The organism is Plantactinospora sp. ZYX-F-223 (genome assembly GCF_039649625.1).
Taxonomy (GTDB): Bacteria; Actinomycetota; Actinomycetes; order Mycobacteriales; family Micromonosporaceae; genus Plantactinospora.
On sequence record NZ_JBDJAV010000009.1, the window covers coordinates 89,196 to 115,185 of the forward strand.

General features: G+C 72.1%; 21 protein-coding genes. 10 read left to right on the plus strand and 11 right to left on the minus strand.

Annotated features, from left to right (window positions below):
• Window positions 1-98: 98 nt before the first annotated feature.
• The 7 genes from AAH979_RS11555 to dnaK all read right to left on the minus strand — a co-directional run bounded on the left by AAH979_RS11555 (window position 99) and on the right by dnaK (window position 7,608).
• Window positions 99-737 (minus strand): DUF4360 domain-containing protein, encoded by a 639-nt coding sequence (locus tag AAH979_RS11555; RefSeq protein ID WP_346258072.1) that lies wholly within the window; start codon window positions 735-737, stop codon window positions 99-101.
• A 188-nt stretch (window positions 738-925) separates the two neighbouring features.
• Complete coding sequence (locus tag AAH979_RS11560) at window positions 926-1,570, minus strand: DUF4360 domain-containing protein (RefSeq protein ID WP_346258073.1); 645 nt, start codon at window positions 1,568-1,570, stop codon at window positions 926-928.
• 250 nt (window positions 1,571-1,820) lie between these two features.
• A complete protein-coding gene (locus AAH979_RS11565) occupies window positions 1,821-2,366 on the minus strand; it encodes a DUF4360 domain-containing protein (protein WP_346258074.1) in 546 nt (181 codons plus the stop codon).
• A 503-nt stretch (window positions 2,367-2,869) separates the two neighbouring features.
• Window positions 2,870-3,262, minus strand: coding sequence for a helix-turn-helix transcriptional regulator (locus tag AAH979_RS11570; RefSeq protein ID WP_346258187.1), 393 nt, complete (start codon window positions 3,260-3,262; stop codon window positions 2,870-2,872).
• 84 nt (window positions 3,263-3,346) lie between these two features.
• Window positions 3,347-4,534 (minus strand): molecular chaperone DnaJ, encoded by a 1,188-nt coding sequence (gene dnaJ / locus AAH979_RS11575; RefSeq protein WP_346258075.1) that lies wholly within the window; start codon window positions 4,532-4,534, stop codon window positions 3,347-3,349.
• Between the two features lie 140 nt (window positions 4,535-4,674).
• Window positions 4,675-5,649, minus strand: coding sequence for a nucleotide exchange factor GrpE (gene grpE, locus AAH979_RS11580; RefSeq protein WP_346258076.1), 975 nt, complete (start codon window positions 5,647-5,649; stop codon window positions 4,675-4,677).
• 81 nt (window positions 5,650-5,730) lie between these two features.
• Window positions 5,731-7,608 carry a molecular chaperone DnaK gene (dnaK, locus tag AAH979_RS11585; protein ID WP_346258077.1) on the minus strand — a complete coding sequence of 626 codons (1,878 nt, stop codon included), beginning with the start codon at window positions 7,606-7,608 and terminating at the stop codon, window positions 5,731-5,733.
• Between the two features lie 621 nt (window positions 7,609-8,229).
• Here dnaK and AAH979_RS11590 point away from each other — a divergent pair.
• The 4 genes from AAH979_RS11590 to AAH979_RS11605 are packed head-to-tail and all read left to right on the plus strand — an operon-like array spanning window position 8,230 to window position 13,342.
• A complete protein-coding gene (locus AAH979_RS11590) occupies window positions 8,230-9,933 on the plus strand; it encodes an ABC transporter (RefSeq protein WP_346258188.1) in 1,704 nt (567 codons plus the stop codon).
• Window positions 9,930-11,645, plus strand: a complete 1,716-nt coding sequence (locus tag AAH979_RS11595) for a GTPase (protein ID WP_346258078.1) — start codon at window positions 9,930-9,932, stop codon at window positions 11,643-11,645. The genes AAH979_RS11590 and AAH979_RS11595 overlap by 4 nt, the downstream gene beginning before the upstream one ends.
• On the plus strand, window positions 11,642-12,103 hold the full coding sequence (locus tag AAH979_RS11600; protein ID WP_346258079.1) for a hypothetical protein: 462 nt from the start codon (window positions 11,642-11,644) through the stop codon (window positions 12,101-12,103). The genes AAH979_RS11595 and AAH979_RS11600 overlap by 4 nt, the downstream gene beginning before the upstream one ends.
• 9 nt (window positions 12,104-12,112) lie before the next feature.
• Window positions 12,113-13,342, plus strand: a complete 1,230-nt coding sequence (locus AAH979_RS11605) for a hypothetical protein (protein ID WP_346258080.1) — start codon at window positions 12,113-12,115, stop codon at window positions 13,340-13,342.
• A gap of 6 nt (window positions 13,343-13,348) precedes the next feature.
• Here the strand turns inward: AAH979_RS11605 and AAH979_RS11610 are convergent, their stop codons facing one another.
• Both AAH979_RS11610 and AAH979_RS11615 read right to left on the minus strand, forming a co-directional pair.
• Window positions 13,349-13,963: a Uma2 family endonuclease gene (locus AAH979_RS11610; RefSeq protein ID WP_346258081.1), complete on the minus strand. Its 615-nt coding sequence runs from the start codon at window positions 13,961-13,963 to the stop codon at window positions 13,349-13,351.
• A gap of 153 nt (window positions 13,964-14,116) precedes the next feature.
• Window positions 14,117-15,649, minus strand: coding sequence for a M28 family metallopeptidase (locus AAH979_RS11615; protein ID WP_346258082.1), 1,533 nt, complete (start codon window positions 15,647-15,649; stop codon window positions 14,117-14,119).
• Between the two features lie 392 nt (window positions 15,650-16,041).
• On the opposite strand from AAH979_RS11615, the gene AAH979_RS11620 reads away from it, so the two are divergent.
• Window positions 16,042-16,737 (plus strand): NUDIX domain-containing protein, encoded by a 696-nt coding sequence (locus AAH979_RS11620; protein WP_346258083.1) that lies wholly within the window; start codon window positions 16,042-16,044, stop codon window positions 16,735-16,737.
• A 148-nt stretch (window positions 16,738-16,885) separates the two neighbouring features.
• On the opposite strand, the gene AAH979_RS11625 is transcribed toward AAH979_RS11620, so the two are convergent.
• Window positions 16,886-17,746 (minus strand): hypothetical protein, encoded by an 861-nt coding sequence (locus AAH979_RS11625; protein WP_346258084.1) that lies wholly within the window; start codon window positions 17,744-17,746, stop codon window positions 16,886-16,888.
• A gap of 425 nt (window positions 17,747-18,171) precedes the next feature.
• Between AAH979_RS11625 and pdhA the strand changes: the two genes are divergently transcribed.
• From pdhA to AAH979_RS11650, 5 genes are all read left to right on the plus strand, one after another.
• On the plus strand, window positions 18,172-19,356 hold the full coding sequence (pdhA, locus tag AAH979_RS11630) for a pyruvate dehydrogenase (acetyl-transferring) E1 component subunit alpha (RefSeq protein WP_346258085.1): 1,185 nt from the start codon (window positions 18,172-18,174) through the stop codon (window positions 19,354-19,356).
• On the plus strand, window positions 19,356-20,345 hold the full coding sequence (locus tag AAH979_RS11635) for an alpha-ketoacid dehydrogenase subunit beta (RefSeq protein ID WP_346258086.1): 990 nt from the start codon (window positions 19,356-19,358) through the stop codon (window positions 20,343-20,345). The genes pdhA and AAH979_RS11635 overlap by 1 nt, the downstream gene beginning before the upstream one ends.
• Before the next feature lie 5 nt (window positions 20,346-20,350).
• On the plus strand, window positions 20,351-21,814 hold the full coding sequence (locus AAH979_RS11640; RefSeq protein ID WP_346258087.1) for a dihydrolipoamide acetyltransferase family protein: 1,464 nt from the start codon (window positions 20,351-20,353) through the stop codon (window positions 21,812-21,814).
• Between the two features lie 243 nt (window positions 21,815-22,057).
• The gene (locus AAH979_RS11645) at window positions 22,058-22,189 is read left to right on the plus strand and encodes a hypothetical protein (protein WP_346258202.1); all 132 of its coding nucleotides are present in this window, start codon (window positions 22,058-22,060) and stop codon (window positions 22,187-22,189) included.
• A gap of 361 nt (window positions 22,190-22,550) precedes the next feature.
• Window positions 22,551-25,508: a hypothetical protein gene (locus AAH979_RS11650; RefSeq protein WP_346258088.1), complete on the plus strand. Its 2,958-nt coding sequence runs from the start codon at window positions 22,551-22,553 to the stop codon at window positions 25,506-25,508.
• A 95-nt stretch (window positions 25,509-25,603) separates the two neighbouring features.
• On the opposite strand, the gene AAH979_RS11655 is transcribed toward AAH979_RS11650, so the two are convergent.
• Window positions 25,604-25,798, minus strand: a complete 195-nt coding sequence (locus AAH979_RS11655) for a winged helix-turn-helix domain-containing protein (protein ID WP_239312855.1) — start codon at window positions 25,796-25,798, stop codon at window positions 25,604-25,606.
• Between the last annotated feature and the right edge of the window lie 192 nt (window positions 25,799-25,990).

Consider the following 25,990-nt stretch of genomic DNA (forward strand, 5'->3'; position numbering starts at 1 on the left):
TTCGCTTGAACCGTCGCGACGCCGGACGGCGGATGCCGTACCGGTGTGCGTGGATGTCGCCCTGGCTCGGGCACGCCGGGACCCGGTCCCGGCGGGGTCTACTCGCACCGCATCCAGTTGAAGTGGTACGTCGTGCTGACGCCGCCGTCGGTGGAATCCATCATCATGAAGCTGGTCGTCTTCGGGTCCGAGGTACCCCGATTCACCCGCAGCTCCGTGTTGATGTTGAACAGCCGCACCTCGCCACAGGGGGCGTAGACCAGCGAGGCCACGTCCGTGACGTCGGTCGTCTGCCAACTGTCACTGACCGGGCCGGCGAAGGAGTGCGACTCGGCCGCCGTCGGCGACGTGCCCTGGATGTAGTAGCTCGCCCGCTGCATGCCGGTGGCACCGCGTTCGAGGTGGGCGAAGCCACGGTAGTCGGCCTGCCCGATCGCGTACGTGAAGCCACCCGGAACGTTCACCTTGAGGACCAGTTGGCAGTTCTTCCGGAAGTCGGTCGGCGCGGTACCCGCGCCGGCCTGGGCGAGGTAGTCGCTGTAGGTCACGGTGAAGGCCGTGTTGTCCGGCGCCGTGGCGACCGCCGCCGTGCCGAGCCGGCAACCCGACCCGTTGACCGTCACGATCTCGATCGTGATGCGCTCGGCCGGCGGATTCGTGGTCGGTACGGGATCGGCGAGTACCGGCAGACCCATTAACGACGCCGCCAGGCTGCCGATGACTAATGTGTGCAACATTTCCGGGGCTCCCTTCGGTCACCGTCGCGCGAGCCGTTGCCCGCGCGATGTATCAAACGTCATCCATCGATCGGATGGCCCTCTTCGCCGGTGCCCGCACGGCCCGGACAACGCCGACCGGGCGGGCCCCCGCCTCCAGGGCCGGGATGCCGGAGCAGATTCCCGCATCCCAACCCGGAGGTCTCACGTCAGGACTCTTCGCACTTCTTCCATGCGAAGTGGTAGATGGTGTTGATGCCACCATCAGTCGAGTCCATCGCCATGAAGCTGGTGGTGGTCGCCGGGTTGGACGTCCCGACGTTCACCCGCAGTTCGGTGTTGATGTTGAGGAAGCGCATCTCGCCGCAGGGCGCGTAGCTCACCGAAGTGAGCTCGGAGGTGTCGGTCGTCTGCCAACTGTCGTCCAGCGGGCCGCTGAAGTTGTGGTTCTTGTACGTCGTCGGCGAGGAGCCCTGGAAGTAGTAGTTCGCCCGCGACACCGCGGTCGCACCGTTCGCCAGGTAGGCGTAGCCGCGGTAGTCGGCCTGGAGAATGGCGTAGGTGAAGCCCTCCGGGACGTGCACCTGCAGGGCCAACTGGCAGTTCTTCCGGGCGTCGGTCGGCCGCGCCCCCACGCCGACCTGGGCGAGATAGTCGCTATAGGTCACCGTGAAGGCGGTGTTGTCGGGGGCGACCGCGACGGCCGCGGTCCCGGCCGGGCAACCCGAACCATTGATGGTAATGACCTCGATGACAATCTGCTCGTCCGGAGGCTCCACGGGCGGATCCGTCGGGATGACAATCCCGCCGAGCATCGAGGCAACGAGACTGCCAATGGCCAGCACACTGATCATGGGTTCCCTCCCGATCGTGGCGATAATGTCGCGCGCGCAGGCACACCTTAACTCTATTTATTGATGTTCGTCAATGTCTTAAAGTTGAATGCGCGGGGGCGCGAAAAGTGCTACAACGATCCGCTACCGAAAACGCAGGGGCCCCCGGGTCAGGCGCGATGGACATTCACATTCCATCGACAGACCCAGGGGCCCCAATTCGCGCTAATCCCACAGACCGCCGTCAGGGGATGCGTTTACGGCGGCGCGATCAGCACTCTTTCCAGCTGAGGTGGTAGACACTGCGCACACTGCCCCGGCTTGAGTCCATCGTCATGAAGCTCGTGCCGTTGTCGGCGTCGCCGCCGTCGACCCGCAGTTCGGTGTTGACGTTGAGGTTGCGCGTCTCACCGCAGGGTGCGTAGACCAGGGCAGCCGCCCGGTCGGAGGTGCGCCAGCCGCCGCTGTACGGCCCGGTGAACTCGTGGCTGGTCTGCGCGGTCGACGAACTGCCCATCCAGTAGTAGTGCGAGTGCTGCGAGCCGCTGGCTCCCCGCTGGAGGTACGCGAAGCCCTGCAGGTCCACCTGGGCCACCGCGAAGGTGAGCCCCTGTGGGATGTTGACCCGCAGATTGAGCTGACAGTTCTTCCTGAACTCGGTCGGCTTCGCCCCGGCACCGGCCAGCACGAAGTAGTCGCTGTAGCTCACCGTGAAGGCCGTGTTGTCGGCTGCGGTGCTCACCTCGGCCGTCCCCGCCGGGCAGCCCGATCCATTGACGGTCTCCACGCTGATGGTGACCCTCTCGGCAGGAGTCACCAAAGGCTCGGTAGCTACCGTCGAGGCAAACAATGCCGCGAGTACGCCGCCGACAGCCATCACGTTGGACATGGTAGTTCCCTTCCGGTCGTCGCGATGCGGTCGCGCCCGCAGCCCACCATAGTCAGAACATTGATAGCCGTCAATTAAACAATCTTGTAACCGTGCACATTCCGGAAACTGTTGATCAATTTCCTTCTCGGATCACAAGCATCCGCAGAGCCGCGTCATAGCGCGGCACCAAGACACGACTCGGCGGCCCGCCACCCCTTACCCAGACCAGGTCGGATGGACAAGACGCTTCATGACCTTCACCGGAGGCGCACGGAGAAAGATGCCGGAGACCGGCGGTACAACGGGCTCCGACGCCACCGCTATGTACGGTGAAGCCTCCCGAGCTCCCCGGGGTAATGGTTTCCGAGCCTTCTGGCAAACGGATTCCGAGAATCGGGCGTAATGTTCCCGAAACACCCGGGGTAGTGGTTTCGGATCACCCGGAGAGGTCAGGCCGACGGGTCGGTGGTGCGGCGGGGGCGCCAGACCACCAGCGCGGTCGAGGGCCGGCTGGTCGGCACCAGGTCCCGGCGGGGCAGCCCGCCGAGCGCCTCCAACTCGGCCACCCGGCGGTAGGCGGCCTCCAACTCGGCCTGTAGGCCGGCGACCCGCTGCTGAAGTTCGTCGACCATCTGCTCCAGCACGATGATCCGCTTGATGCCGGCCAGGTTGACACCGTCGTCCTGGCTGAGCCGCTGCACCTCGCGCAGGAGCGCGACGTCCCGGGCGCTGTACCGGCGGCCGCCGCCCGGGGCCCGACCGGGCTGCACCAGCCCCATCCGGTCGTACTGGCGCAGGGTCTGCGGGTGCATGCCGGCCATCCGGGCCGCGACCGAGATCATCAAAACCTTGGCGTCGGACGCCTGCTCGATCGAGACGACGACGTACTCCTCGGCCACCTTGATCACCTCCGCATTGCCAACAGCTCAGTTGAAACGACGCACCCGGGCGTCGAGATGTTCCCGTGCCGCCGCCGGAGTCTGCGCGGCGAACTCCTCCAGCGCCTTCCTGGCCTCCGGGGAGAGCTGCTCGGGAACGGCGATCTCCACGGTCACCAGCAGGTCACCGGCCTGGCCGTCCCGCCTCACCACACCCCTGCCCCGGGCCCGCAGCGTACGGCCGCTCGGGGTGCCCGGCGGCACCCGCAGGGTCACCGACGAGTCCAGCGTGGGCACCCGCAGGTCCGTCCCGAGCACCGCCTCCGCGATGGTGATCGGCACGGTCAGGGTCAGGTCGTCGCCGCTGCGCCCGAAGAGATCGTCCTCGCGGACGTTGACCAGGACATACAGGTCGCCGGGCGGGCCACCCCGGTCACCGGGCTCACCCCGGCCGGCGAGCCGGATCCGCTGGCCGTCCGCGACCCCGGCCGGAAACCGCACGTTGAGCGTGCGGGACTTGGTCACCCCGCCGGTGCCCCGGCACTCCGGGCACTTCTCGTCCACGATCGTGCCGACGCCCTGGCACTCCCGGCACGGCTCGGAGAAGCTGAACGAGCCCTGGTTGCGGGTGACGACTCCGGCGCCCCGGCACTGCGGGCAGGTCCGGGGCAGCGTCCCCGGCTTGGCGCCGTCACCGTGGCAGGTGTCGCAGACGCCGGGAGCGCGCAGCGTCAACGGCACCGTCACCCCGCGTACGGCATCGCCGAAGTCGAGCATGACCTCGGCCTCCACGTCGCGACCACGGGCCGGGCCACGGGTCCGGGTGGGACCGCCGCCGGAGAAGATCGAGCTGAACAGGTCGGAGAACCCCGCCCCGCCGAACCGGCGATCCCCGCCGGCCGCACCGCCCGGCTGGCCGACCCCGCCGAAGAGGTCCGAGACGTCGAACGGATATCCGCCGGGCCCGCCCGACCGGGCGTTGCGGCGGAACGCGCCCGAGCCGAAGAGCGAGCGCATCTCGTCGTACTCCTTGCGCTTGCGCGCGTCGGCGAGCACGTCGTACGCCTCGGAGACGGCTTTGAACCGCTCCTCGGCCTGGGCGTCACCCGGGTTGTGGTCCGGGTGCGATTCCCTGGCCAGCTTGCGGTAGGCCTTCTTGATCTCGTCAGGAGAGGCGGACCTTGCCACCCCCAGTACGGCGTAGAAGTCCTTCTCCAGCCAGTCTTTGGAACTCATCGGTCGTCCACCTCCTTCCCCTGTGGCGCGGTCGAGGTGCCGCCCGCACCCCATCCGACGGACGGCGTACGGGTGGCACCTCGACCGCGACGCACCGGCTCAACCTCGCTCCGACCCGGTTTTCTCCGGCGCAGGAACGCTCACTCCGGCTCCGGATCGGCCACCGCGACCAGCGCGGGCCGCAGCAGCGAGTCGTTGACCTGGTAGCCGCGGCGCAGCACCTCGACACAGGTCGGCTCGGTGACCTCGGTCGAGGTCTGGTGCGCGACCGCCTCGTGCTGGTTCGGGTCGAACGGGTCGCCCTTCTCGCCGAACGGGGTCAGCCCGAACTTGGCCAGGGCGGTGTTCAACTGCTCCGCCACCGTGCCGAACGGCCCGACCAGGTCGCCGTGCTCGCGGGCCCGGTCCAGGTCGTCGAGTACGGGCAGCAGCGCGGCCAGTACGACCCGGGTAGCCCGGTCCGCGTCCCTGGCCCGCTCCCGGTCCATCCGCTTGCGGTAGTTGGCGAACTCCGCGGTCACCCGCTGGAGGTCCCTGGTCCGCTCGTCCAACTCGGCCCGCAGCGCGGCGAGTTCGGCGCCGAGCGGGCCCGGCCCGTCGACGTCGGCGGTGGCCTCGGTGACCGGCGTGGCCGGGGCGTCCACCACCGGCCCGTCCGTGCCGGATGGCCGCTCCGCCGCCAGCACCTCGGCGAGTTCGGTGTCGTCGACCACCGGGGTGGCCGGGTCGGTGGTCGCCACACCGGAGTCGTCGACGGTCACGTCCCCCGGGTCGGTGGTCGCGTCGTCCGCCACCTCCGGCCCGCCCTCGGCCGACTTCGCGTCGTCGACCGAGGCCGCGGCACCGGTCGACGCGGTGTCGTCCACCTCTCCGGCGGCCACCACCGGCTCGGCGTCACCCGGCGGCTCCGGATCCGGGTTCGGATCCTTCGCCGCCAGGGTGGTCCCGTCGGTCGTACCGCCCGAGCCCGGCTGGTCGCCGGTCAGGTTGATCTTCCGGTTGTTCCGGATGACGACGCCCTCGCCGTCCGTGCCCGAGGCGGGGCCGGCGGGCGCGGAGCCACCCGGCGCCGATCCGGTGGACTCCGGCTCGGCGGCTCGTGGCTTGTCCGTCATTCAGCTACCTCGATCCGTTGTGCTTACGGCCAGCCCGGGTACGCGGGGAGCGCGTCGTCACTGAACCTTTTTCAAGAAGGTTCACTTCTTGTCGTCCTCGTCGACGATCTCCGCGTCCACCACGTCGTCGGCGCCGCCCTTGGCACCGGTCGGCCCGGCCTCCGGGCCCGCGCCGGCGGCACCCGGCTGCCCCGGCTCGGCCTGCTGCTGCGCGTAGAGCAGCGAGCCGGCCTCCTGGGAGATCTTGAGCAGCTTCTCGTGGGCCGACTTGACGTTCTCCAGGTCGGTCCCGCCGAGCGCGGAGCGCAGGTCGCCGAGGGCCTCGTTGATCTTGTCACGCGGCTCGGCCGGCAGCTTGTCCCCGCTCTCGGCGAGGAACTTCTCGGTCTGCCACTGGAGCTGCTCGGCCTGGTTGCGGGTCTCCGCCTCGTCCCGGCGCCGCTTGTCCTCGTCGGCGTGGTCCTGGGCGTCCCGCATCATCCGCTCGATGTCGTCCTTCGGCAGCGCCGAGCCGCCGGTGATCGTCATCGACTGCTCCTTGCCGGTGCCGAGGTCCTTCGCGTTGACGTGCACGATGCCGTTCGCGTCGATGTCGAAGGTGACCTCGATCTGCGGCACACCGCGCGGCGCCGGCGGCAGGCCGGTCAGCTCGAAGGTGCCGAGCTTCTTGTTGTACGCCGCGATGTCCCGCTCGCCCTGGAAGACCTGGATCAGCACCGACGGCTGGTTGTCGTCGGCCGTGGTGAAGACCTCGGAGCGCTTGGTCGGGATGGTCGTGTTGCGCTCGATCAGCTTGGTGAAGATGCCGCCCTTGGTCTCGATGCCCAGCGACAGCGGGGTCACGTCGAGCAGCAGGACGTCCTTCACCTCGCCCTTGAGCACGCCGGCCTGGAGCGCGGCACCGACCGCGACGACCTCGTCCGGGTTGACGCCCTTGTTGGGCTCCCGGCCGGTGAGCTGCTTGACGAGCTCGGAGACGGCCGGCATCCGGGTCGAGCCGCCGACCAGGATCACGTGGTCGACGTCGGAGACCTTGACCCCGGCGTCCTTGATGGCCTGGTCGAACGGGCCCTTGCAGCGGTCGAGCAGGTCCTGCGTCATCCGCTGGAACTCCGCCCGGGTCAGCGTCACGTCGAGGTGCAGCGGCGCCGACGGGGCACCGTCGCCACCCGACGGACCGGCGGTGATGTACGGCAGGTTGATGCTGGTGGTGGTGGCGGCGGAAAGCTCGATCTTGGCCTTCTCGGCCGCCTCGCGCAGCCGCTGCATCGCCATCTTGTCCTGGGACAGGTCGACCCCGTGCTGGCCCCGGAAGGTCTTCACCAGGTGGTCGATGATCCGCTCGTCCCAGTCGTCGCCACCGAGGTGGTTGTCACCGCTGGTCGACTTGACCTCGATGACCCCTTCGGCCAGCTCCAGCAGCGACACGTCGAAGGTGCCGCCGCCGAGGTCGAAGACCAGGACGGTCTGCTCCTTGGAGCCCTTGTCCAGCCCGTACGCCAGCGCCGCCGCGGTCGGCTCGTTCACGATCCGCAGCACGTTGAAGCCGGCGATCTCCCCGGCCTCCTTGGTGGCGGTCCGCTGAGCGTCGCTGAAGTACGCCGGAACGGTGATCACGGCGTCGGTGATCCGCTCGCCCAGGTACGCCTCGGCGTCCCGCTTGAGCTTCATCAGCGTCCGGGCGGAGATCTCCTGTGAGGTGTACTTCTTACCGTCGATGTCGACGGACCAGTTGGTGCCCATCTCCCGCTTGACCGACCGGATGGTCCGGTCCGGGTTGGTCACCGCCTGACGCTTGGCGACCTCACCGACGAGCACCTCGCCGTTGCGGGCGAACGCGACGATCGAAGGAGTCGTCCGCGAGCCCTCGGCGTTCGCGATGACGGTGGGCTCACCGCCTTCGAGAACGCTGACGCAGGAATTCGTCGTGCCGAGGTCGATTCCGACCGCACGTGCCATCTTCGCTTCCTCGCTTCGTTACAAGGCAGGTGACGGGCACCGCCCGCAGCGCACCCACCGCAAGTTGAGTGGACCGGACTCAATAGTGCCACGATCTGCCGTACGCGCAAAGTCGGACTTGAGTCACATCGACGCAACCCGTGTCAGGGCTTCCACCACCGCGAATGCCTCGACACGGCAGGGCATCGACAGTGAACCTTTTTCAACCTCCCCTTGCGGTCCGACGGACCGCAAGGTCGGACGCCGTGCGTGAGCGCCGCGCGGTCCAGGTTGAAAAAGGTTCAGTGGTCGTGGGGATCCGGACAGCCGGCCAGGAAACCGGCGGCGGGCTGTGCGCTGATCCGCGAGCAACGGTGCCTGTTGTCTGTGTTGCAGGGATCGGGCAGTCTTTACCCCGTGACGACCCACGGCGAACCGGCCACCGGCCTCGGCACGCCCCTGGTCGGCCCGGAAAACCCCATCGCCGACGCGGATCGCGAGCAGGCCGATACCACCCTCCTGGACCCACCGGCCGGCGACCCGGCCGGCCCGGCGGACCGGGTGCCCCCGACCGTCCCCACGCCGCCCGAGACCGTCCCCGCCGCGGAGGGTCGGCCCCCGGCCGGCGACGCCGCCGCTGACCTGCGCTGGGCGCTCACCCGGCTGCGGGCCGCGATCGACGTCACCGCCTATCCACTGGCCCTGCCGGGAGCGGACGAGGCCCGCCAGCTCGGCTCGGCGCTGCGGGCCCAGCTCGCCGACTACCTGCTACCCCGACTCGCCCGGCTCGACGCGCCGCTGCTGGTGGTCGTCGGCGGTTCGACCGGCGCCGGCAAGTCCACCCTGGTCAACAGCCTGGTCCAGGCCCGGGTCAGCAGTGTCGGCGTGCTCCGGCCGACCACCCGCTCGCCGGTGCTGGTCTGCAGCCCGCTCGACGCGGCCTGGTTCCGGCAGGGCGAGCTGCTGCCCGGGCTGACCCGGACCACCGCCCCCGGCGACCAGCCGGACACCCTGCACCTGGTCACCGCACCCGCCCTGCCCGCCGGGCTGGCCTTCCTGGACGCCCCGGACATCGACTCGGTGGTGGACGCCAACCGGGCGCTCGCCGCCCAACTGCTCGCCGCCGCCGACCTGTGGCTCTTCGTCACCACCGCCGCCCGGTACGCCGACGCGGTGCCCTGGGAACTGCTGCACACCGCCCGACTCCGCGGTACGGCGATCGCGCTGGTCCTCGACCGGGTGCCGCCGGCCGCCACCGACGAGGTGACCGCGCACCTGGTCGAGATGCTGGCCGAACACCAGCTCGGCGCCGCGCCGCTGTTCGTACTCCCGGAGACGGTGGTCGACGGCCAGGGGCTGCTGCCGGGGCGGCTGACCGAGCCGCTGCGCTCCTGGTTCGGTCGGCTCGCCGCCGACTCGGAGGCCCGGGCGGCGGTGATCCGGCAGACCCTGGACGGTGCCGTCGCCGCGCTCGGCCCGGCCGTCGACAGCCTGGCCACCGCCGCCGACCAGCAGGCGAACGCCGCACAGGCGCTGGACGAACGGGTCCGGAGCGGCTACCGGGGCGCCCGCCGCTCGGTCGAGGAGGCCCTCCGGGACGGCCGGCTGCTCCGCGGCGAGGTGCTGGCCCGCTGGCAGGAGTTCGTCGGCACCGGTGAACTCTTCCGCACCCTGGAGGCCCGGGTCGGCCAGCTCCGTGACCGGCTCGTCGCCGCGGTGACCGGTCGCCCCGCCCCCAACGCCCAGCTCCGGAGCGCGATCGAGTCGCAGCTCGTCACGCTGCTGCGGGAGTCCGCCGCCACGGCCGCCGAGCAGACCGCCGCGGCCTGGCAGACCCATCCGGCCGGCGCCGCGCTGCTCACCAGCGAGCTGTCCCGACCCGGAGAGGACCTGCCGGAGCGGGCCGAGCGGCTGGTCCGGGACTGGCAGCGCGGCGTGTTGGAGCTGGTCCGCGCCCAGGGCGGCGACAAGCGTTTCGTGGCCCGCAGCGCGGCGTACGCGGTGAACGCCACCGGACTGGCGGTGATGATCGCGGTCTTCGCCTCCACCGCGTTCATCCCGACCGGGCTGGAGGTGGCGGCGGCCGGCGGCACCACGGTCGCCGCGCAGAAGGTACTGGAAGCGATCTTCGGCGACCAGGCGACCCGCAACCTGGCCACCCGGGCCCGGGCCGAGCTGCTCGGTATGGTCGACCGGCTGTTCGACGAGGAGGCGGCCCGCTACCTGGCCCGCACCGCGACGGCCGGTGTCGATGCCGGCCACGGCGACCAACTCCGCGAGGCGGCCCGGCTGGTCGACGCCGCGCGGGCCGGCGCCGCCGAGACCGCTGGAGCGGAGGCCCGATGACCGACATCCTGGGCAGGGTCCGGGACGCGTTCCGTCCCGACCAGCGGGCCGACCCGGACCGGCTGGTCGAGCGCCTGCACGCGGTCAACCGGTTCCTCGGCGCCGTCGACGGCCACCTGCCCGACGAGCGGCTGGTCCCGGCGCACACCCTGATCGAGCGGGCCGGCACCCGGCTGGCACTCTCGCTGAACCACACCGTGGTGGCACTGGCCGGTGCCACCGGCAGCGGCAAGTCCAGCCTCTTCAACTCGCTGGCCCGGTTCGAGATGTCACCGGTCGGGGTACGCCGGCCGACCACCGGGGTCACCCATGCCTGCGTCTGGGGGCCGCTGGACGGCGCGATCCGGCTGCTCGACTGGGTCGGCGTACTGCCCCGGCACCGGTTCGTCCGGGAGAGCGCGCTGGACGGTACGGACGAGGCGGCGCTGCACGGCCTGGTCCTGCTCGACCTGCCCGACTTCGACTCGGTGGAGTGGTCGCACCGCTCCGAGGTGGACCGGCTGCTCGGCCTGGTCGACCTGGTCGTCTGGGTGGTCGACCCGCAGAAGTACGCCGACAAGGTGCTGCACCGCAGCTACCTGCGCGAGCTCCACCGGCACCGGGACGTCACCGTGGTGGTGCTGAACCAGGCCGACCGGCTGTCCCCGGACGAGCTGCCCCGGGTGCTCGCCGACCTGCGCCGGCTGGTCGACGCCGACCAGCTCACCGGGGTACCGGTGCTCGCCACCTCGGCGCTCGGCGACGCCGGTACGGCACCGCTGCGAGCCGCCCTGGAGCAGGCGGTCGCGCAGCGGCAGGCGGCGCTGCGGCGGCTCTCCGGAGACGTGGACACGGTCGTCGAGGGGCTGGCCGGGCTCGTCGACCCCGGACGGGCCGACGACGACGTGGACCGGCCGACGATCCGCCGGCTGATCGACGCGCTGGCCGCCGCGGCCGGCGTACCGGCGGTGGCCGAGGCGACCGAGCAGGCGTACCGGCACCGGGCGGTGGCCGCGACCGGCTGGCCGCTGGCCCGGGGCCTACGACGGCTCCGCCCCGACCCGCTCCGCCGGCTGCACCTGACCGGGGCACCCGCTGAGCCGGAACGTCCGCCGGAGCCCGGTGGGCTGCTGGGCATCGAGCGCCCGCCGGTCGCGGCGACCTCGGTACCCGAGCCGAGCGCGGCACAGCGCTCCGCCGTCGGGCTGGCCGTCCGGGCGGTCGCCGACCGGGCCGGGGCGACGCTGCCGAGTCCCTGGCCGGCGGCGGTGACCGCGGCGGCCCGGTCCCGGCTGGCCGACCTGCCCGACGCGCTCGACCGGGCCGTCGCCACCACCGACCTCGGGGTGGACCGCCAGCCGGTCTGGTGGCGGCTGGTCAACGCGGTGCAGTGGCTGGTCACCGTCACCGCGGTCATCGGCCTGGGCTGGCTGCTCCTCGGCTACGCGGTACGCGCCCTCGGGCTGCCGGAACTGGACTATCCGATGGTCGGGGTGGCGCCACTGCCCACCGTCGGGCTGCTCGGCGGCCTGCTCTGCGGTGCACTGCTCTCGCTGCTGGTCAAGCCCGTGATCAGGTGGGCCGCCCGGCGGGCCCGGTGGCGGGCCGAGGGCCGGATGCACGACGCGGTGGCCGAGGCCGCCCGGGGGTACGTGGTGGCCCCGGTCCGCGAGGTGCTGCGGGCGTACGCCGAGGCACGTTCCGCGCTGGGCGTCGCCGCCGGGCGCCGATGAGCCGCCGCGCCCTCGGCGAGCGGCACACCGGGACGGCCACGGGCAGGTGGCGGCCGGTACTGGTGCGGGGCGGGCTGGTGCTGCTCGGCGTACTGCACGTCTCCTGGGGGGTGCCCGCCGTGCTGGCACCGCGCTGGTTCTTCGACAACTTCCCCGGCTTCGGGCTCTCCTGGACGGCCGGCTACCCGCCGTACAACTCGCACCTGATGACCGACGTCGGGGCGGCGTTCCTGACCCTGGGCGCGATGCTGCTGGCCGCCGCCTGGTTCGACGACCGGCGGGTCACCGCCGTGGTGCTGAGCGGGCTGCTGATCTTCAGTACCGTGCACCTGATCTTCCACCTGGCGCACATCGGCACGCTGAGCAGTGCCGATCTGCTCGCCAGCCGGGGAACGCTGCTGCTCGGCGTGCTCGGCCCCGGCGCGCTGCTCGTGCTGGATCGGCGCCCTCGGGCGTAGGGTCGTTCCATGGCCTCGCCTCGGACCCCCTTTGAAGCCGTGCTGCATGCCGCCCGCGACGTGACCAAGCTCGACTGCGCGCTCGACGCCGAGATGCTCGGCACCGCACTGCTGGGCAGCGTCTACGCGATCGCGGAGGAAGATCGCAACAGCGCCGTCCGGGACTTCGTGGGCGACTTCCTCTCCGCGACGTCCCGTCGGCGTACCGCCGCCGCGACCACGATCCGGACTGTCTTCGCGGCCCTGGTGCCGGACGCCGACGGCGCCGCCTCGGTCAAACCGGGCGCGCAGGCGCCGTCCTGGTCGGGCCAGCTCGGCAAGGTACGCCTGACCGGCAGCTACGCCTACGGCGACGTGTACGGCGACCAGACCTCCTACCTCGCCACCTTCGCCTACGACGACAGCGCGTCGGGTGGCCCGGAGCACGCCGTGGTGGCCCTGGTGGACCACAACATCGGCATCACCAAGGACGTCTTCGTCGGCGGTCCCGCCGAGCGGATCCTCGGTCAGGTCCGGGAGATGTGTGCCGGCGACGCGCTGACCTGGTTCCGCGAGGAGGATCCGGCCCGGCTGCGCGGCGAGGTGGCCCGGCATCTGGTCATCACCGACGAGCTGGGGGACCTGCCCGACGAGGGCTCGCTGGCCACCGACCGGACCCTGGTCGGCGCCCGGCTGGCACTGCTGCCCCCGCCCGCGCCGGCCACCACCGTCGCCGACGAGCCGGAGCCGCTCTCCACGGCCGAGCGGGACCGGCTGGTCCGGTCCTTCCTCGCCTCGCCCGAGGCCGCCCGGTTCGGGCTGCCCGAGGTGCCCGAAGCCGACCTCGCCTCGCTGCACTTCTGCCTCAGCCTGGTGTTGGACCACTCGGCGACCTTCTCCGACCCGGACCCGTTGCGCTGGAGCCCGGCGGTGGCCGGCCTGTTCCTGCTGGACTGGGTGCACCGGCGGGCGGTACTCGACATGGACGACGCGGCGATGCTGCCCCGGGTGGTCCGGAGCTGGGCCGCGTACGCCGCCCGGCTGCGGGGGCTGCCGGCCGAGGCGGCGTCCCAGACCGACACCTCGATCGAGGAGATGGTGCCGGAGTTCGTCCGGCTCTACACCACCGGGGAGCGGCGCAGCCCGGCGACGGCGGCGGTGGCCCAGCTCATCGCCGACGGCGTCGACCCGAACGACCCGGCGGCGCTGGACGCCTGGATCGAGGCGAACCGGCAGCGCATGGACGACGAGCCGGCGTAGCGGCCGTCAGCCCTGCTCGACCGGCTGGCCCAGCAGCTTGGCCCGGCGGGCGGTCAGCGAGGGCAGGTCCACCCGGACCGGCCACGGCTGCGCGGTAGCGAACGGCTCGGTGGTGTAGTGGGTGACGTACCGGTATCTCCGGCTGCCCTGGTCGAGCACCAGCTCGGCGAGGGAGATCGTCGGCTTCTCCTCCTCCGGCACCACGATCCAGTACGCCGGGACCCCGGCCCGGGCGTAGAGCGCCCGCTTGGTCTCGGTGTCCCGCAGCGCCGAGGTCGGCGACACCACCTCGACCACCAACAGCGCGTCGACGATCGGGAACGGGGTACGCCGCAGGTGCTCCGCCCGGGTCACCACCACGTCCGGCCGGGGCTCGTTGTGCGCGTCAACCGTGGTCGACTGGTCGGTGCCGACCGCGAACTCATCAGACGGACACGAATCCTCCAGGATGTTGGCGATCCACCGGGCGATGGTGTTGTGGTCGATCGTGGCCGAGGGGGACACGATGATGCTCCCGTCAATCAGCTCGTAGCGCCGGCCGTCATCGGGCAGGGCGTGCAGGTCTGCCGTGGTGTAGCCGTGCGGGCCGGGCCGGTCGAGGGCGATCGGGGCGGCACTCATCGGAGAACCTCCGGGATCGGTCGGGGAAGCCACGAGGTCAAGGCTACGGGTGGGACGTTCACGGGCGCCACGCTAACTCAGAGCACCGACAGTTTCACGTAACGGCGACGGGGCGGCGCGAGTGCGCCGCCCCGTCGTCTTGTACCCGATGGATCAGATCGCGACCTCGTGGTCGTCGTGCAGGCCGCCACCGCCACCGGCCGGCGCGGTGGTGCCCCGGGTCGGGCCGGTCAGCGGGGTGTTGAGGCTGCGGGTGTCGTAGGCGTACGTGATGAGCGCGTGCGCGACCGCGTCGGACATCTCGTCGATCGCCTTCAGGCTGATGTTGTCGATGTCGTCGCACCGCTGGTGGTAGCAGGGGTCGTAGGGCTGGCCGGCGGTGCCGCCGTAGACCCGGGCCTCCTCGGCCGTCTTGACCAGCTCGGCCCCGGTGAAGAGGCCGCCGGACGGGATGTCCACCCCGGCCGCGATGAACGGCCCGTAGTCACTACGCCCGGAGAACGGCGTCTCGGCCGAGGCCAGCCGCTGCGACCGGAAGTAGTCGTGGAAGAGCTTCTCGATCGCTCCCGAGCCGGGCGGGCCGGCCGCGGACCCGGTGCCGGGCGGGAAGGCCGAGTTGTCGCCGTCGTAGACGAACCGGACGTAGTTCGGCGAGCCGACCATGTCGAAGTTCAGGTAGAGGGCGATCTTGTCCCGCTCCGCCTGCGGCAGGTTGGCGATGTAGTACGTCGAGCCGACCAGGTTGGCCTCCTCGGCGCCCCAGAGCGCGAACCGGACCTTGTTCCTGGTGGGGAACCAGCGCATCTGCTCGGCGATCTCCAGCAGGGCCCCGCTGCCGCTGCCGTTGTCGTTGATGCCCGGACCCTCCGGCACGGAATCGAGGTGCGCACCCGCCATCACCACGTTGCCCGGGTCGCCCCAGCGCGACTCGGCGAAGATGTTCTCGGTGGTGGCCTGGCCCCGGAAGGTGTCGGTGAAGACCCGCAGGGTCAGACCGCTGGCGACCTGGCCGACCAACTCCTGGCCGAGCGCCTGCGAGACGCCGAGGGCGGCGAAGTCCAGGGTGTACGCGTTGCCGAGGGTCCCGGAGAGGTCACCCGGGATGTTGTTGTAGATGACCACCGCCGCCGCGCCGGCCGCCGCCGCCGTGCTGGCCTTCTGCCCGAACGGGCAGGTGCCCCGGCTGATCACGACGATCGTGCCGACGTTCGCCGGGCCGAAGTCGCCCGGGTTGCAACCCTGCGAGTCGCCGGCCGGCACGCTGGCCGGGGCGGTCACGTCGGCGCTGCCCGAGTAGCTCATGATCCGATGTGGCAGGTCGCCGGCGGGCGCCGAGACCCGTTCCAGTTCGGACGGAGTGTTGATCAGGAAGGTCTGGAAGTCGAACGCCTGCCGGGTAACCCGGTATCCGGCGTTCCGGAACACCTTTTCCGCGTAGTCGACCGACTTGTCATATCCGGGCGCGCCCGAGGCGCGGTTGCCGTTGTTGCGGTCCGCGATTTTCTGCAGCTCTTTGAGATGCTTGTGTACGCCCTTGGCCGTGACGGCCTTGCGCAGCACCCAGGAGCCGAGGCTCCCGATGCCGGAGCTGGCCTGTGCCGGCGCGGGCGCCGCCACCACCGCGAGCGCTGTCACGAGGGTGGTGGCCAGTAGGCCACGGCTCCACCGATTGCGGGTGCGACCCACGCTGCCTCCCTGTCGGGTCACCGGGGTTACCGGTCTTATCGAGGGAGGTCAGCATAGCTATGCGTCACTGGCCGGTGAATAGTCCACACGAGTGTGCTTACCGCCCGGTAGTGCGGGACTTCCGCCGACGATCGGCCATCGACGGCCGGCGGGCCACGACCTGGGGGAGCAGGTCGGGCCCGCCGACACCACCGGTGAGCGGCCTGGCCCCCCGCCAGCCGATCGAGGCGGCGGCGCTGGCCCGAGGGCCAGCGCCGCCGAAGGCCGTCGTTGCCGGTCGACGACCTTGTCCCGGTAGTTCGGTCCGGCCGGTGAGTGCGGGACCGAATCCTTTCTCGTCCTACTGACGATAACCACTGTGATAGCTTCTCGTCAAGGTGGTGATAATTCAGATGGCCGAATTTCCGCCGTTTGCCGTGACCGTCGACCTGGTGGTCCTCACCGTGCGGGCGGACGAGCTCTGCATCCTGCTGGTACGCCGGGGCGTGCCGCCGTACCACGATCGCTGGGCGCTGCCTGGCGGGTTCGTCGGTTTCGACGAGGACCTGCCGGACGCCGCCGCCCGGGAACTGACCGAGGAGACCGGAGTTCCCGAGCCGATCGGCCATCTCGAACAGTTGGGCACGTACGGGTCGCCGAAGCGGGACCCGCGGGGTCGGGTGGTCACCGTGGCGTACCTGGCACTGCTGCCGGACCTACCCCCGCCGGTGGCCGGTACGGACGCGGCGGCGGCGGACTGGCTGCCGGTGTCCCGGGTCGCCGACGCCCAACTCGCCTTCGACCACGACGTCATCCTGGCCGACGGACTCGAACGGGCCCGGGCGAAGCTGGAGTACACCCCGCTGGCCACCGCATTCTGTCCGCCGGAGTTCACCATCGCCCGGCTGCGCACGGTCTACGAGACCGTCTGGGGCAGCCGCTTGGACCCGCGCAACTTCCATCGCAAGGTCACCAGTACCCCCGGATTCGTGGAGCCGGCCGGCCGGGTCACCGAGGGCGACCGGGGACGGCCCGCCCAGCTCTTCCGACGCGGTCCGGCCGAGCTGTTGCACCCACCGATGCTCCGCCCGTCGGTCACCCGGAGCTGAACTCCGGCCCGCCCTCACCGCATCCGTCACCGGACCGCCCAGGTGGGCGCACGGACGGGGCAGCTCGACAGCGCTCGCGCCCGGCTGGGTCCGGGCCGCCAGACGGCTACCGCGAGGGGCGGTGAGACGGCGTCCTCCCGGGGGCGGCTCAGGACGCGGTGCCACCGGGCGGGGTGCTGGGTACCGGCGCGGGAGTCGGTGCGGGGGTGGCCGGATGGCCGGTCGGTCCCGGGGTGGCGGTCGGTCCCGCCGAGGCCGTAGCGCCCGGCGTCGGCACCGGGCTGGTCGGCGGCGAGGGGGACGGCACCGGTGCGGCGGGGACGGACGGCACGCCCGTCGGCGCGGGTGACCTGGTCGGCGCGGCGGACGGCGCCCCGGTCGGGGAGCCGGACGACGGCGACGGCACCGGAGACGGCGACGTCACCGGTGGCGGGGTCGGAGCGGGCGACTGGGCCGGCGGTCGGACGGTCGGCGGCAGCGGTGTACCCGGCCCGTTCGCACCGGGCAGGTCGATCTCCGGCGGCACCCGGCCGGGTTCGCTGGCGGACAGGGAAGGCGGGTCGGGCACGGCGCCGGTCGGGACGGGGAACGGCAGCCAGCCGGTCTGCTCGGATCTGGCCCCCGTACCGGCCGGTCCCGGTTCCACCAGCGGCGGGACGGTCGGGTAGCTCGGCAGTACCCCCGGCGAGGGCGGGACGAACGGGGTGGCGTCGGCCGGGCGCATCCCGTCGGAGACGGTCGCCGAGCCGCTGCCGATGGCGGCCAGGATCGGCAACGAGGAGGTACCGGCCAGCAGTGCGACCGTGAACAGGTACCGGCGGGCCGGGCCTCCGAGCCCTTCCGCCCGGTGCACCCCGGTCACCCTCCGATATCCGACGTGCGCGCCGCCGGACCGGCGGTGCCGGGCCAGCAGCACGGGAGCCGGGGGCTCGTAACCGTGGTTGGGCACGGAAAACTCCTCGTCGTCACCGGCGCGGGCCAGGCGGCGGCCGGGTGGTACACGGATCACGGCGAGGGTGACGCCGCTGCTACCTACAGTGGCCGAGTAACCCTGCGTTGGCCAGCGTTACACAGCGTGTCAGCGATCGAGTTTCGGTCGGCTCAGTGTTCGTACCCGATCAAATCGGTTGATGTGGTGCGAAGCCGGCGGCGGCCCGGATCCGACCGAGGCCGAGCTGTAGCGGTACCGACCTGCTCTGCGAATATGGAGCCGACGGCAACGCGGCCGCGACCTTCGCGCACCCCCGCGGCAGGCAGGACGTGGTGCCGGCGCTCGATGGACCAGGCTCGGCAGAATCTGGTCCATGCCGCGTGGCTACCCCTACCGGGGACAGGCGCGGCAGCCACCCCCGGTCCGGCAGCAGCCGGACGGGCGCACCAGCTGCGCGGTCGGGACACCCCCGGTGCCGACGCACGAACGACAGGGAGATAGGGATGGCGAAGGGCGATCCCGCGGGTACGGCCCGCGGCAGGCGAGCCACACCCCGGTCCGCACGGTCTGGCGGGAAATCCCCCGGCACCGGTGACCTGGTGCAACTACTCACGCCTGAGGGCGACCGGATCGACAAGGTCACCTGGTCCGACGGCACGGAGTACCGCGTCGACTTCACCGACGAGGAGTACCGCGGCCTCTACCGGGACCTGGTGCTGGTCCGCCGGCTGGACGCCGAGGCGACCGCGTTGCAGCGGCAGGGCGAGCTGGGCATCTGGGCCAGCCTGCTCGGCCAGGAGGCGGCGCAGGTCGGCTCGGGCCGGGCGCTGCGGCCGCAGGACATGGCCTTCCCGACCTACCGGGAACACGGCGTGCTCTACTGCCGGGGCATCGACCCGATCATGCCGCTGGGCCTGTTCCGCGGCGTCGACCTGGGCGGCTGGGACCCGAACGAGTTCAAGTTCAACATGTACACGATCGTCATCGGGGCGCAGACCCTGCACGCCACCGGCTACGCCATGGGCGTGAACATGGACGGCAAGACCGGCACCGACGACGGCGAGGCGGTGATCGCCTACTTCGGCGACGGCGCCTCCGCGCAGGGCGACGTGAACGAGGCCTTCATCTGGTCGGCCGTCTTCAACGCCCCGATCGTCTTCTTCTGCCAGAACAACCAGTACGCCATCTCCGAGCCCCTCGAACGGCAGACCCGGATCCCGCTCTACCAGCGGGCCGCCGGCTTCGGCTTCCCCGGCGTACGGGTGGACGGCAACGACGTGCTGGCCACGTACGCGGTGACCCGGGCGGCGCTGGACAACGCGCGTCACGGTCAGGGCCCCACCCTGATCGAGGCGTACACCTACCGGATGGGCGCGCACACCACCACGGACGACCCGACGCGCTACCGGATCGCCAGCGAGGTCGAGGCGTGGCAGGCCAAGGACCCGATCGCACGGGTACGGGCATTCCTCAGCAAGCAGGGCATCGCGGACGACGCCTTCCTGGCCGAGGTGGAGGAGCAGGCCAAGCAGGAGGCGCTGCGGCTGCGGGAACGGGTGCTGGAGATGCCTGACCCCGAGCCACTGACCCTCTTCGAGCACGTGTTCCCGAACGGCTCGCCCGAGGTGGACGCGCAGCGCGAGTTCACCGCCCGTTACCTGGACTCGTTCGAGGGGAGCGTGCACTGATGGCCACCGAGACCCTCACCCTGGGCAAGGCGATCAACCGCGGCCTGCGCCGCGCACTGGAGCACGACCCCAAGGTCGTGATCATGGGCGAGGACGTCGGCAAGCTCGGCGGCGTCTTCCGGATCACCGACGGGCTCCAGAAGGACTTCGGCGAGAACCGGGTGATCGACACCCCGCTCGCCGAGTCCGGCATCATCGGCACCGCGGTCGGGCTCTCCATCCGGGGGTACCGGCCGATCTGCGAGATCCAGTTCGACGGTTTCGTCTACCCGGCGTACGACCAGATCGTGTCGCAGGTGGCGAAGATGCACTACCGCTCGCAGGGCAAGGTCAGGGTGCCGATGGTCATCCGCATCCCGTTCGGGGGCGGCATCGGCGCGGTCGAGCACCACTCGGAGTCCCCGGAGGCGTACTTCGCGCACACCGCCGGGCTGAAGGTGGTCGCCTGCTCGTCGCCGCAGGACGCGTACACGATGATCCAGCAGGCGGTCGCCTCCGACGACCCGATCGTCTTCTTCGAGCCGAAGCGGCGCTACCACGAGAAGGGGCAGGTGGACCTGGACGCCCCGCTCGGCGACGCGTACCCGCTGCACGCCGCCCGGGTGGTCCGGCCGGGCCGGGACGCCACGCTGCTGGCGTACGGGCCGATGGTGCGTACCGCGCTGGAGGCGGCCACCGCCGCCGAGGAGGACGGTCGGGACCTTGAGGTGATCGACCTGCGTACCCTCTCCCCGCTGGACCTCGGCCCGGTCTACGAGTCGGTGAAGCGCACCGGGCGGTGCGTGGTGGTGCACGAGGCCCCCGGCAACCTCGGCCTGGGCGCCGAGATCGCGGCCCGGATCACCGAGGAGTGCTTCTACTCCCTGGAGGCCCCGGTACTCCGGGTGACCGGCTTCGACACGCCCTATCCGGCCGCCCGGCTGGAGGAGGACTACCTGCCCAACCTCGACCGGGTGCTCGACGGCGTCGACCGCACCTTCGGGTGGTGAGCGGGATGTCGCGCGTCAGGGAGTTCCCCCTGCCGGACCTCGGCGAGGGGCTGACCGAGGGCGAGATCCTCAAGTGGCTGGTCGCGGTCGGCGACACCGTCGAGCTGAACCAGCCGGTCGTCGAGGTCGAGACGGCGAAGGCGGCCGTCGAGATCCCAGCCAAGTGGGCCGGCAAGATCACCGCGATCTTCCACGACGAGGGCACGGTGGTCGACGTCGGCACACCGATCTTCGCCGTGGACACCGACCCGGGCGCCGGTGACCTGCCGGAGCCGTCGGCGGCGTCGCTGGCCGCCGTCGAGATCGCGCCCGCCGAGGGCGCCGTCGAACCCGGCCTGATCGGCGGGCCCGCTCCGGGTGGCCGGACGGCGGTGCTGGTCGGGTACGGCCCGCGCACCGGTGCCGCGAAGCGCCGCCCTCGCAAGGGCGCCGGGGTACCCGCCTCGAACGGTGTGCCGGTGGCAGCTCCGGCGCCGGCTCCGGCGCCCGAGCCGGTACGCCCGGCCGCAGCCGAGCCGGTGCGTCCGGCGGCTGCCGCCCCGGCACCCCGGACCGGCGGGAGTGCCGCCACACCGGGTGGACTGGTGCTGGCGAAGCCGCCGGTGCGCAAACTCGCCAAGGATCTCGGGGTCGACCTGCGTACCCTGACCGGATCGGGGCCGCTCGGCTCGATCACCCGGGACGACGTACACCTGGCGGCGGCGGGCGCGGCGACGGCGGCCGAGCCGGCGCCGGCGACCGGGACCGCGACGGCGCCGGCCTTCGGGCCGGACCGGGAGCAGCGGATCCCGGTCAAGGGCGTACGCAAGCTCACCGCGCAGAACATGGCCGCGTCGGCGTTCACCGCGCCGCACGTCACCGAGTTCCTGACGGTCGACGTGACCCGCTCGATGAAGGCGCTCGACCGGCTGCGCAAGCGCCGGGAGTGGCAGGACGTCCGGGTCTCCCCGCTGCTGCTGGTCGCCAAGGCCGTGCTGCTGGCGGTCGGCCGGCACCCGATGGTCAACTCGACCTGGGCCGGCGAGGAGATCGTCGTCAAGGAGTACGTCAACCTGGGCATCGCGGCGGCGACCGAGCGCGGCCTGATCGTGCCGAACATCAAGGACGCCGGCCGGCTCAGTCTGCGCGAGCTGGCCGACGCGATGACGGCACTGGTGCAGACCGCCAAGGCGGGGAAGACGGCTCCGGCGGACATGTCCGGCGGCACGCTCACCATCACCAACGTCGGCGTCTTCGGTGTCGACACCGGTACCCCGATCCTGCCCCCGGGCGAGTCGGCGATCCTGGCGTTCGGCGCGATCCGGGAGATGCCCTGGGTGCACAAGGGCAAGGTCAAGGTCCGCCAGGTGACCACGCTCGGGCTCTCCTTCGACCACCGGATCATCGACGGAGAGTTGGGGTCGAAGTTCCTGCGCGACGTGGGTGACTTCCTGGCCGATCCGGAGGCGGCGCTGCTCGGCTGGACCTGACCTCCACCACACGGCGACACCTGATCACGGCAACGGCCGGTGTGCCCCGGGTTACTCCCGGGCACACCGGCCGTTCCCGTAAGGTTACGAAGAACCGTCGCCCTGGTGGCCATCAAACCTTTGATTCTTCGGCTGGTGTCTCAGCTCACCTACTAATCGGTGGCAGACGCCGCTCTGGCGAGGTTCAATGGACACATCAGACGCGGTCACAACCGAATAGCCAGGGGGCGCAACACCATGAGCATGCTCAATCGACTTCGTAACCGCCGGGACAGCGCGCGTCGCGCGCGGGCGATCGAGCGGGCGCTGCGGGCGACGAGCTCGCCGGCCGTCCGGGACGAGATCCTGATCGCCGCGCAGCGTTACTACGGCTGACCTCGACAGACTCCTCACCTCCTCCGCACCACACCGACGGCCCGTCCGGAGCGCTCCGGACGGGCCGTCGGTGTTTCCCACCCGCACGCCACCGGAGTACCGCCCCCACGACACCGCCCGGTACGGTGGGGCTCGGTCGCCGCCCCGACCGGCCGGTAGGACGTGCGCCGAGCAGATGTCAGTTCGGCTCGCCCTGGACGACCGGGCCCGGCGACCCGCGCTGCCCGGGCGGTGCCGGCCTGGACCGGCTACCGTGCGGGGAGCTTGCCCAGCCCGGTGTCACGCCGGAGTCGCCGGCAACCTGGCTGGCGATCGGCGCGTGAGACCGGCGCGGCCTACATGTGATGGAGGAGGCGCGCGCATGACGTCCGAGGATCCGCAGCAACCCGGCCGGTGGCCGGACGAGGCTGCGCCGGGCGCCGCAGGCCCAGCCCCGTACGGCAACCCCGCACCACACCACGACGACCGGTTCCCGCCCCAGGGTTCCGTTGGTACGCCACCGGCCGATTTCGGCTGGGCTCCGCCGCCGCCCGCCGGGCGGGCCAGTACGCCGGTGGCCTGGAACGAATCACCGGGCGGAGCCCCCGGCCACCCCGGCCCGGCCGGCTGGGCGACGCCGGGCGACGACCCGGGTACGCCCGGCCCCCGCCCGGACGGCCCGTGGGGCCCGCCCCCGGAGTCCGCCGGCACACCGCCGACGCCCTCGGAGGGCTCGGGCTTCCCGCCGGAGTGGGGAAGCCCGCCGAACCAGTCCGGTCCACCGCGCTGGACCGGCGCCGGCCAACCCGCCGAGCCGTCGGGTGGCCCGCCCGGATATCCGCCCGCGCCCGGTCCGCAGGGTTATCCCGACCAGCCCGGCTCGCCCGCCGGAGCGCCCGGCTATCCGGACCCGTCGGCCGGCGGTGCCCCGAGCTACCCCGGCCAGCAGTACGGTGCCCCGGCGTACCCGTCGGCGGCACCGGGCAGCCCCGCCCAGCCGGCCGAGCCGCCGAGCTATCCGCCGGTCAACCGCCCCGCCATTCCCGAGGGTGAGCCGTGGCCGGCATCCGAGGTATGGGGCGCCGCATCGTCCCGGGCGGATTCCGGGTCCCGCCCGGACTCCGGCGCAGCGCCGAGCGACTATCCACAGCACCCCGCCGACCGTCCCCACCCCGCCGAGCCCGACGCGGCGCACGGCGGTGCGGCGCAATCCTCCGCCTGGGCACCCCAGGCGCCGACCTGGTCGACGGGACCTGGCGACGACAGGCCCGGCCCGTTCGAGCCGTTCCGACCCGAGTTCGACCGCCAGGAACCCGAGTTCGAGCGGCGTGAGCCCGACTTCGAGCGGCGTGAGCCGGCGTTCGACCGGCGCGAGCCCGACGTCGACCGGCGCGAGCCGGACGGGCCGGCGTACCAGCCACGTCCGGCGCCGGGGATCTCGCCCGGGAACGCCGTACCGCTGCCGCCGCAGGAGACCCGGATCCCCGGGGCCAGCCTGGCGGCGTCACCGCCGGCCGACTTTCCCCCGTCCGCCGGTCGCCAGACGCCGGGCGAGTACGGCTCGCCGGCCCGGGAACAGGGTGGCTGGGCGCCCGGGGTGCCCGAGGCGGCACCGCAGTCGCCCGCGCCCACGCCCGGCGCCGCACCGGTCGTACCGCAGCCGCGGGTTCCGACCGATTCGGCGGTGGCCGGCCGGGTCTCCGTACCCGGCGTACCGGGGCAGCCGGAGTCGGCGGGTTCACCCGACCGGCCCACCGGCCGCGCCGTGGCCGGGAGTGCGTCCGTACCGGCGGCGAGCCGGGTACTGCCCCCCGCCGACCTCGCCGCTGCGGCCTCGGTACCGGCACCCAAGCCTCGGGTGTACGGCCGCCCGGCCGCCGCGGACGAGCCTGACCAGCAGCCGGCGCCGACCGGCGGACCGGGCGGCTGGGACGCCGGCCAGCCAGGGTCGCCGGCCGGTCCTGCCGGCTGGGACGGCGACCGGCCGGGTGGGGTACCCGGTGGTGGCTGGGACGGCGACCGGCCGGGTGGCGCCGACGCGCGTCGGGCCGGCCCGACGGTCTACGGTGCGCCACCGGCCCAACCAGGGCCGGGCGAGCGCGGCGACGGCTTCTCCGACGACCCACCAGCGACTCGGGTAGCGGTTCCTGGCGCCCGGACACCACAACCCGACGCCCCGAACCACCCGTCGAGCGGGTCGCCCTTCGCCGATCTGATCGGCCCCGGCGGCATGCCCGGCCAGGGCGGGGTCGGGGTGGACGGACCTGGTCCGAATGCGCCGGCCCCGTTCGACGGAGACCGCTTCGGCGGTCCCGGCCAGGGCGAGCCGGACCGATTCGGTGGCCCTGGCCAGGGCGAGCCAGACCGATTCGGTGGCCCTGACCAGGCTGGACAGGACCGGTTCGGCGGACCCGGCCAGGCCGGGCAGGACCGGTTCGGCGGACCCGCCCCGTTCGACGGGGATCGGTTCGGCGGCGGGCCCGGACAGGGCGAGCCGGACCGGTTCGGCGGCCCCGGACCGGCCGGTGGCGGCCAGTTCGGCCCCGGTCCCGCCGGTGGTGGCCCTGCCCCCTTCGACGGGGACCGCTTCGGTGGACCTGGCCCGGCCGGCCCCGGCCAGTTCGGCGCGTCCGCCCCGCCCGGCACCGACCGGTTCGGCGGGCCGCCCGGGCAGCCCGACTTCGGGCCACCCCCCGGGCAACCGGGCTTCGGGCCACCCCCCGGGCAACCGGGCTTCGGGCCACCCCCCGGACAGCCGGGCTTCGGGCCACCGCCGGACGGGGACGGTCCCGGGTTCGGCCGGCCCGGTGCCGCGGGTACGGCACCGACGCCGTACGGAGCGCCCGGGGCGGGACCGGGGACGTACGGGGCACCGCCTGGCGGCGCGCCTCCGTACGGGTCACCCGCGTCCGCCGGCCCGGGCTGGGGCGGCTCGAACGACGGCGAGCAGGGCCGATTCGACTCGTTCAAGCCGGAGGCGGCGGAGTCGGAGACCAAGACCGAGCCGCCGACGCCGCAGGTACGCAACGGCAAGGTGCTGTTCCTGGTGCTGGTCGCGGCGATACTGCTGCTGGCGATCCCGCTGGGCACGCTCTGGTTGCTCGGCAAGATCGGCGGCGAGGACGCGGCACCCCCGTTCAACCCGGCGGTCGGCGCCTGTGTCAAGGATTCCGGCGGCACGCCGGTGATCGCGGACTGTGCCGAGCAGGGCGTCTTCAAGGTCGCCTCGAAGGTGACCGACAAGAACGAGTGCCCGGCGGACACCCCGCAGACGATCGTCGTACCGGACCGCAAGGAAGTGCTCTGCCTGCAACCGGCGGCGGCTCCCGCCGGCGGATAGCAGCCCGAACGGCTGACCCGGTTCAGCGCCCCGCCTGGCTTCCAGGCGGGGCGCTGGTCGTCGCTGTGCCGTTCCGGCGCCCCCGGTCGCCAGGGTCAGTCGGGAGCGGGGGTCACGTACACGCCCCTGCCTTGATGCCCCTGGAGCACACCCCGCTCCTGTAGCCGTGCCAACGCCTGCTTGATGGTCGGCGCCGAGCACTTGTACTGCTCCCGGAGCTGGCTGATCGAGGGTAGTTGGTCGCCCGGCCGAAGCTCGCCACTCGCGATCTTGGCCTCTACGTCTCGCATGACGCGGCGGTACACCGGCTCGGCCGGCGAGGCAGGTGCAGGCATATGAGGTCCCCTTGTGTAGTCAACCAAGATCGGACCACGACTGACCTGGCGACACAAGCAAGCCTAGACATCGACGTTGACTTGGCTTACCTGGCAATCTAAGTTGGCTGGGCAGGTCCGGGTGATCTCCACGGCAGGCGGCTCCTC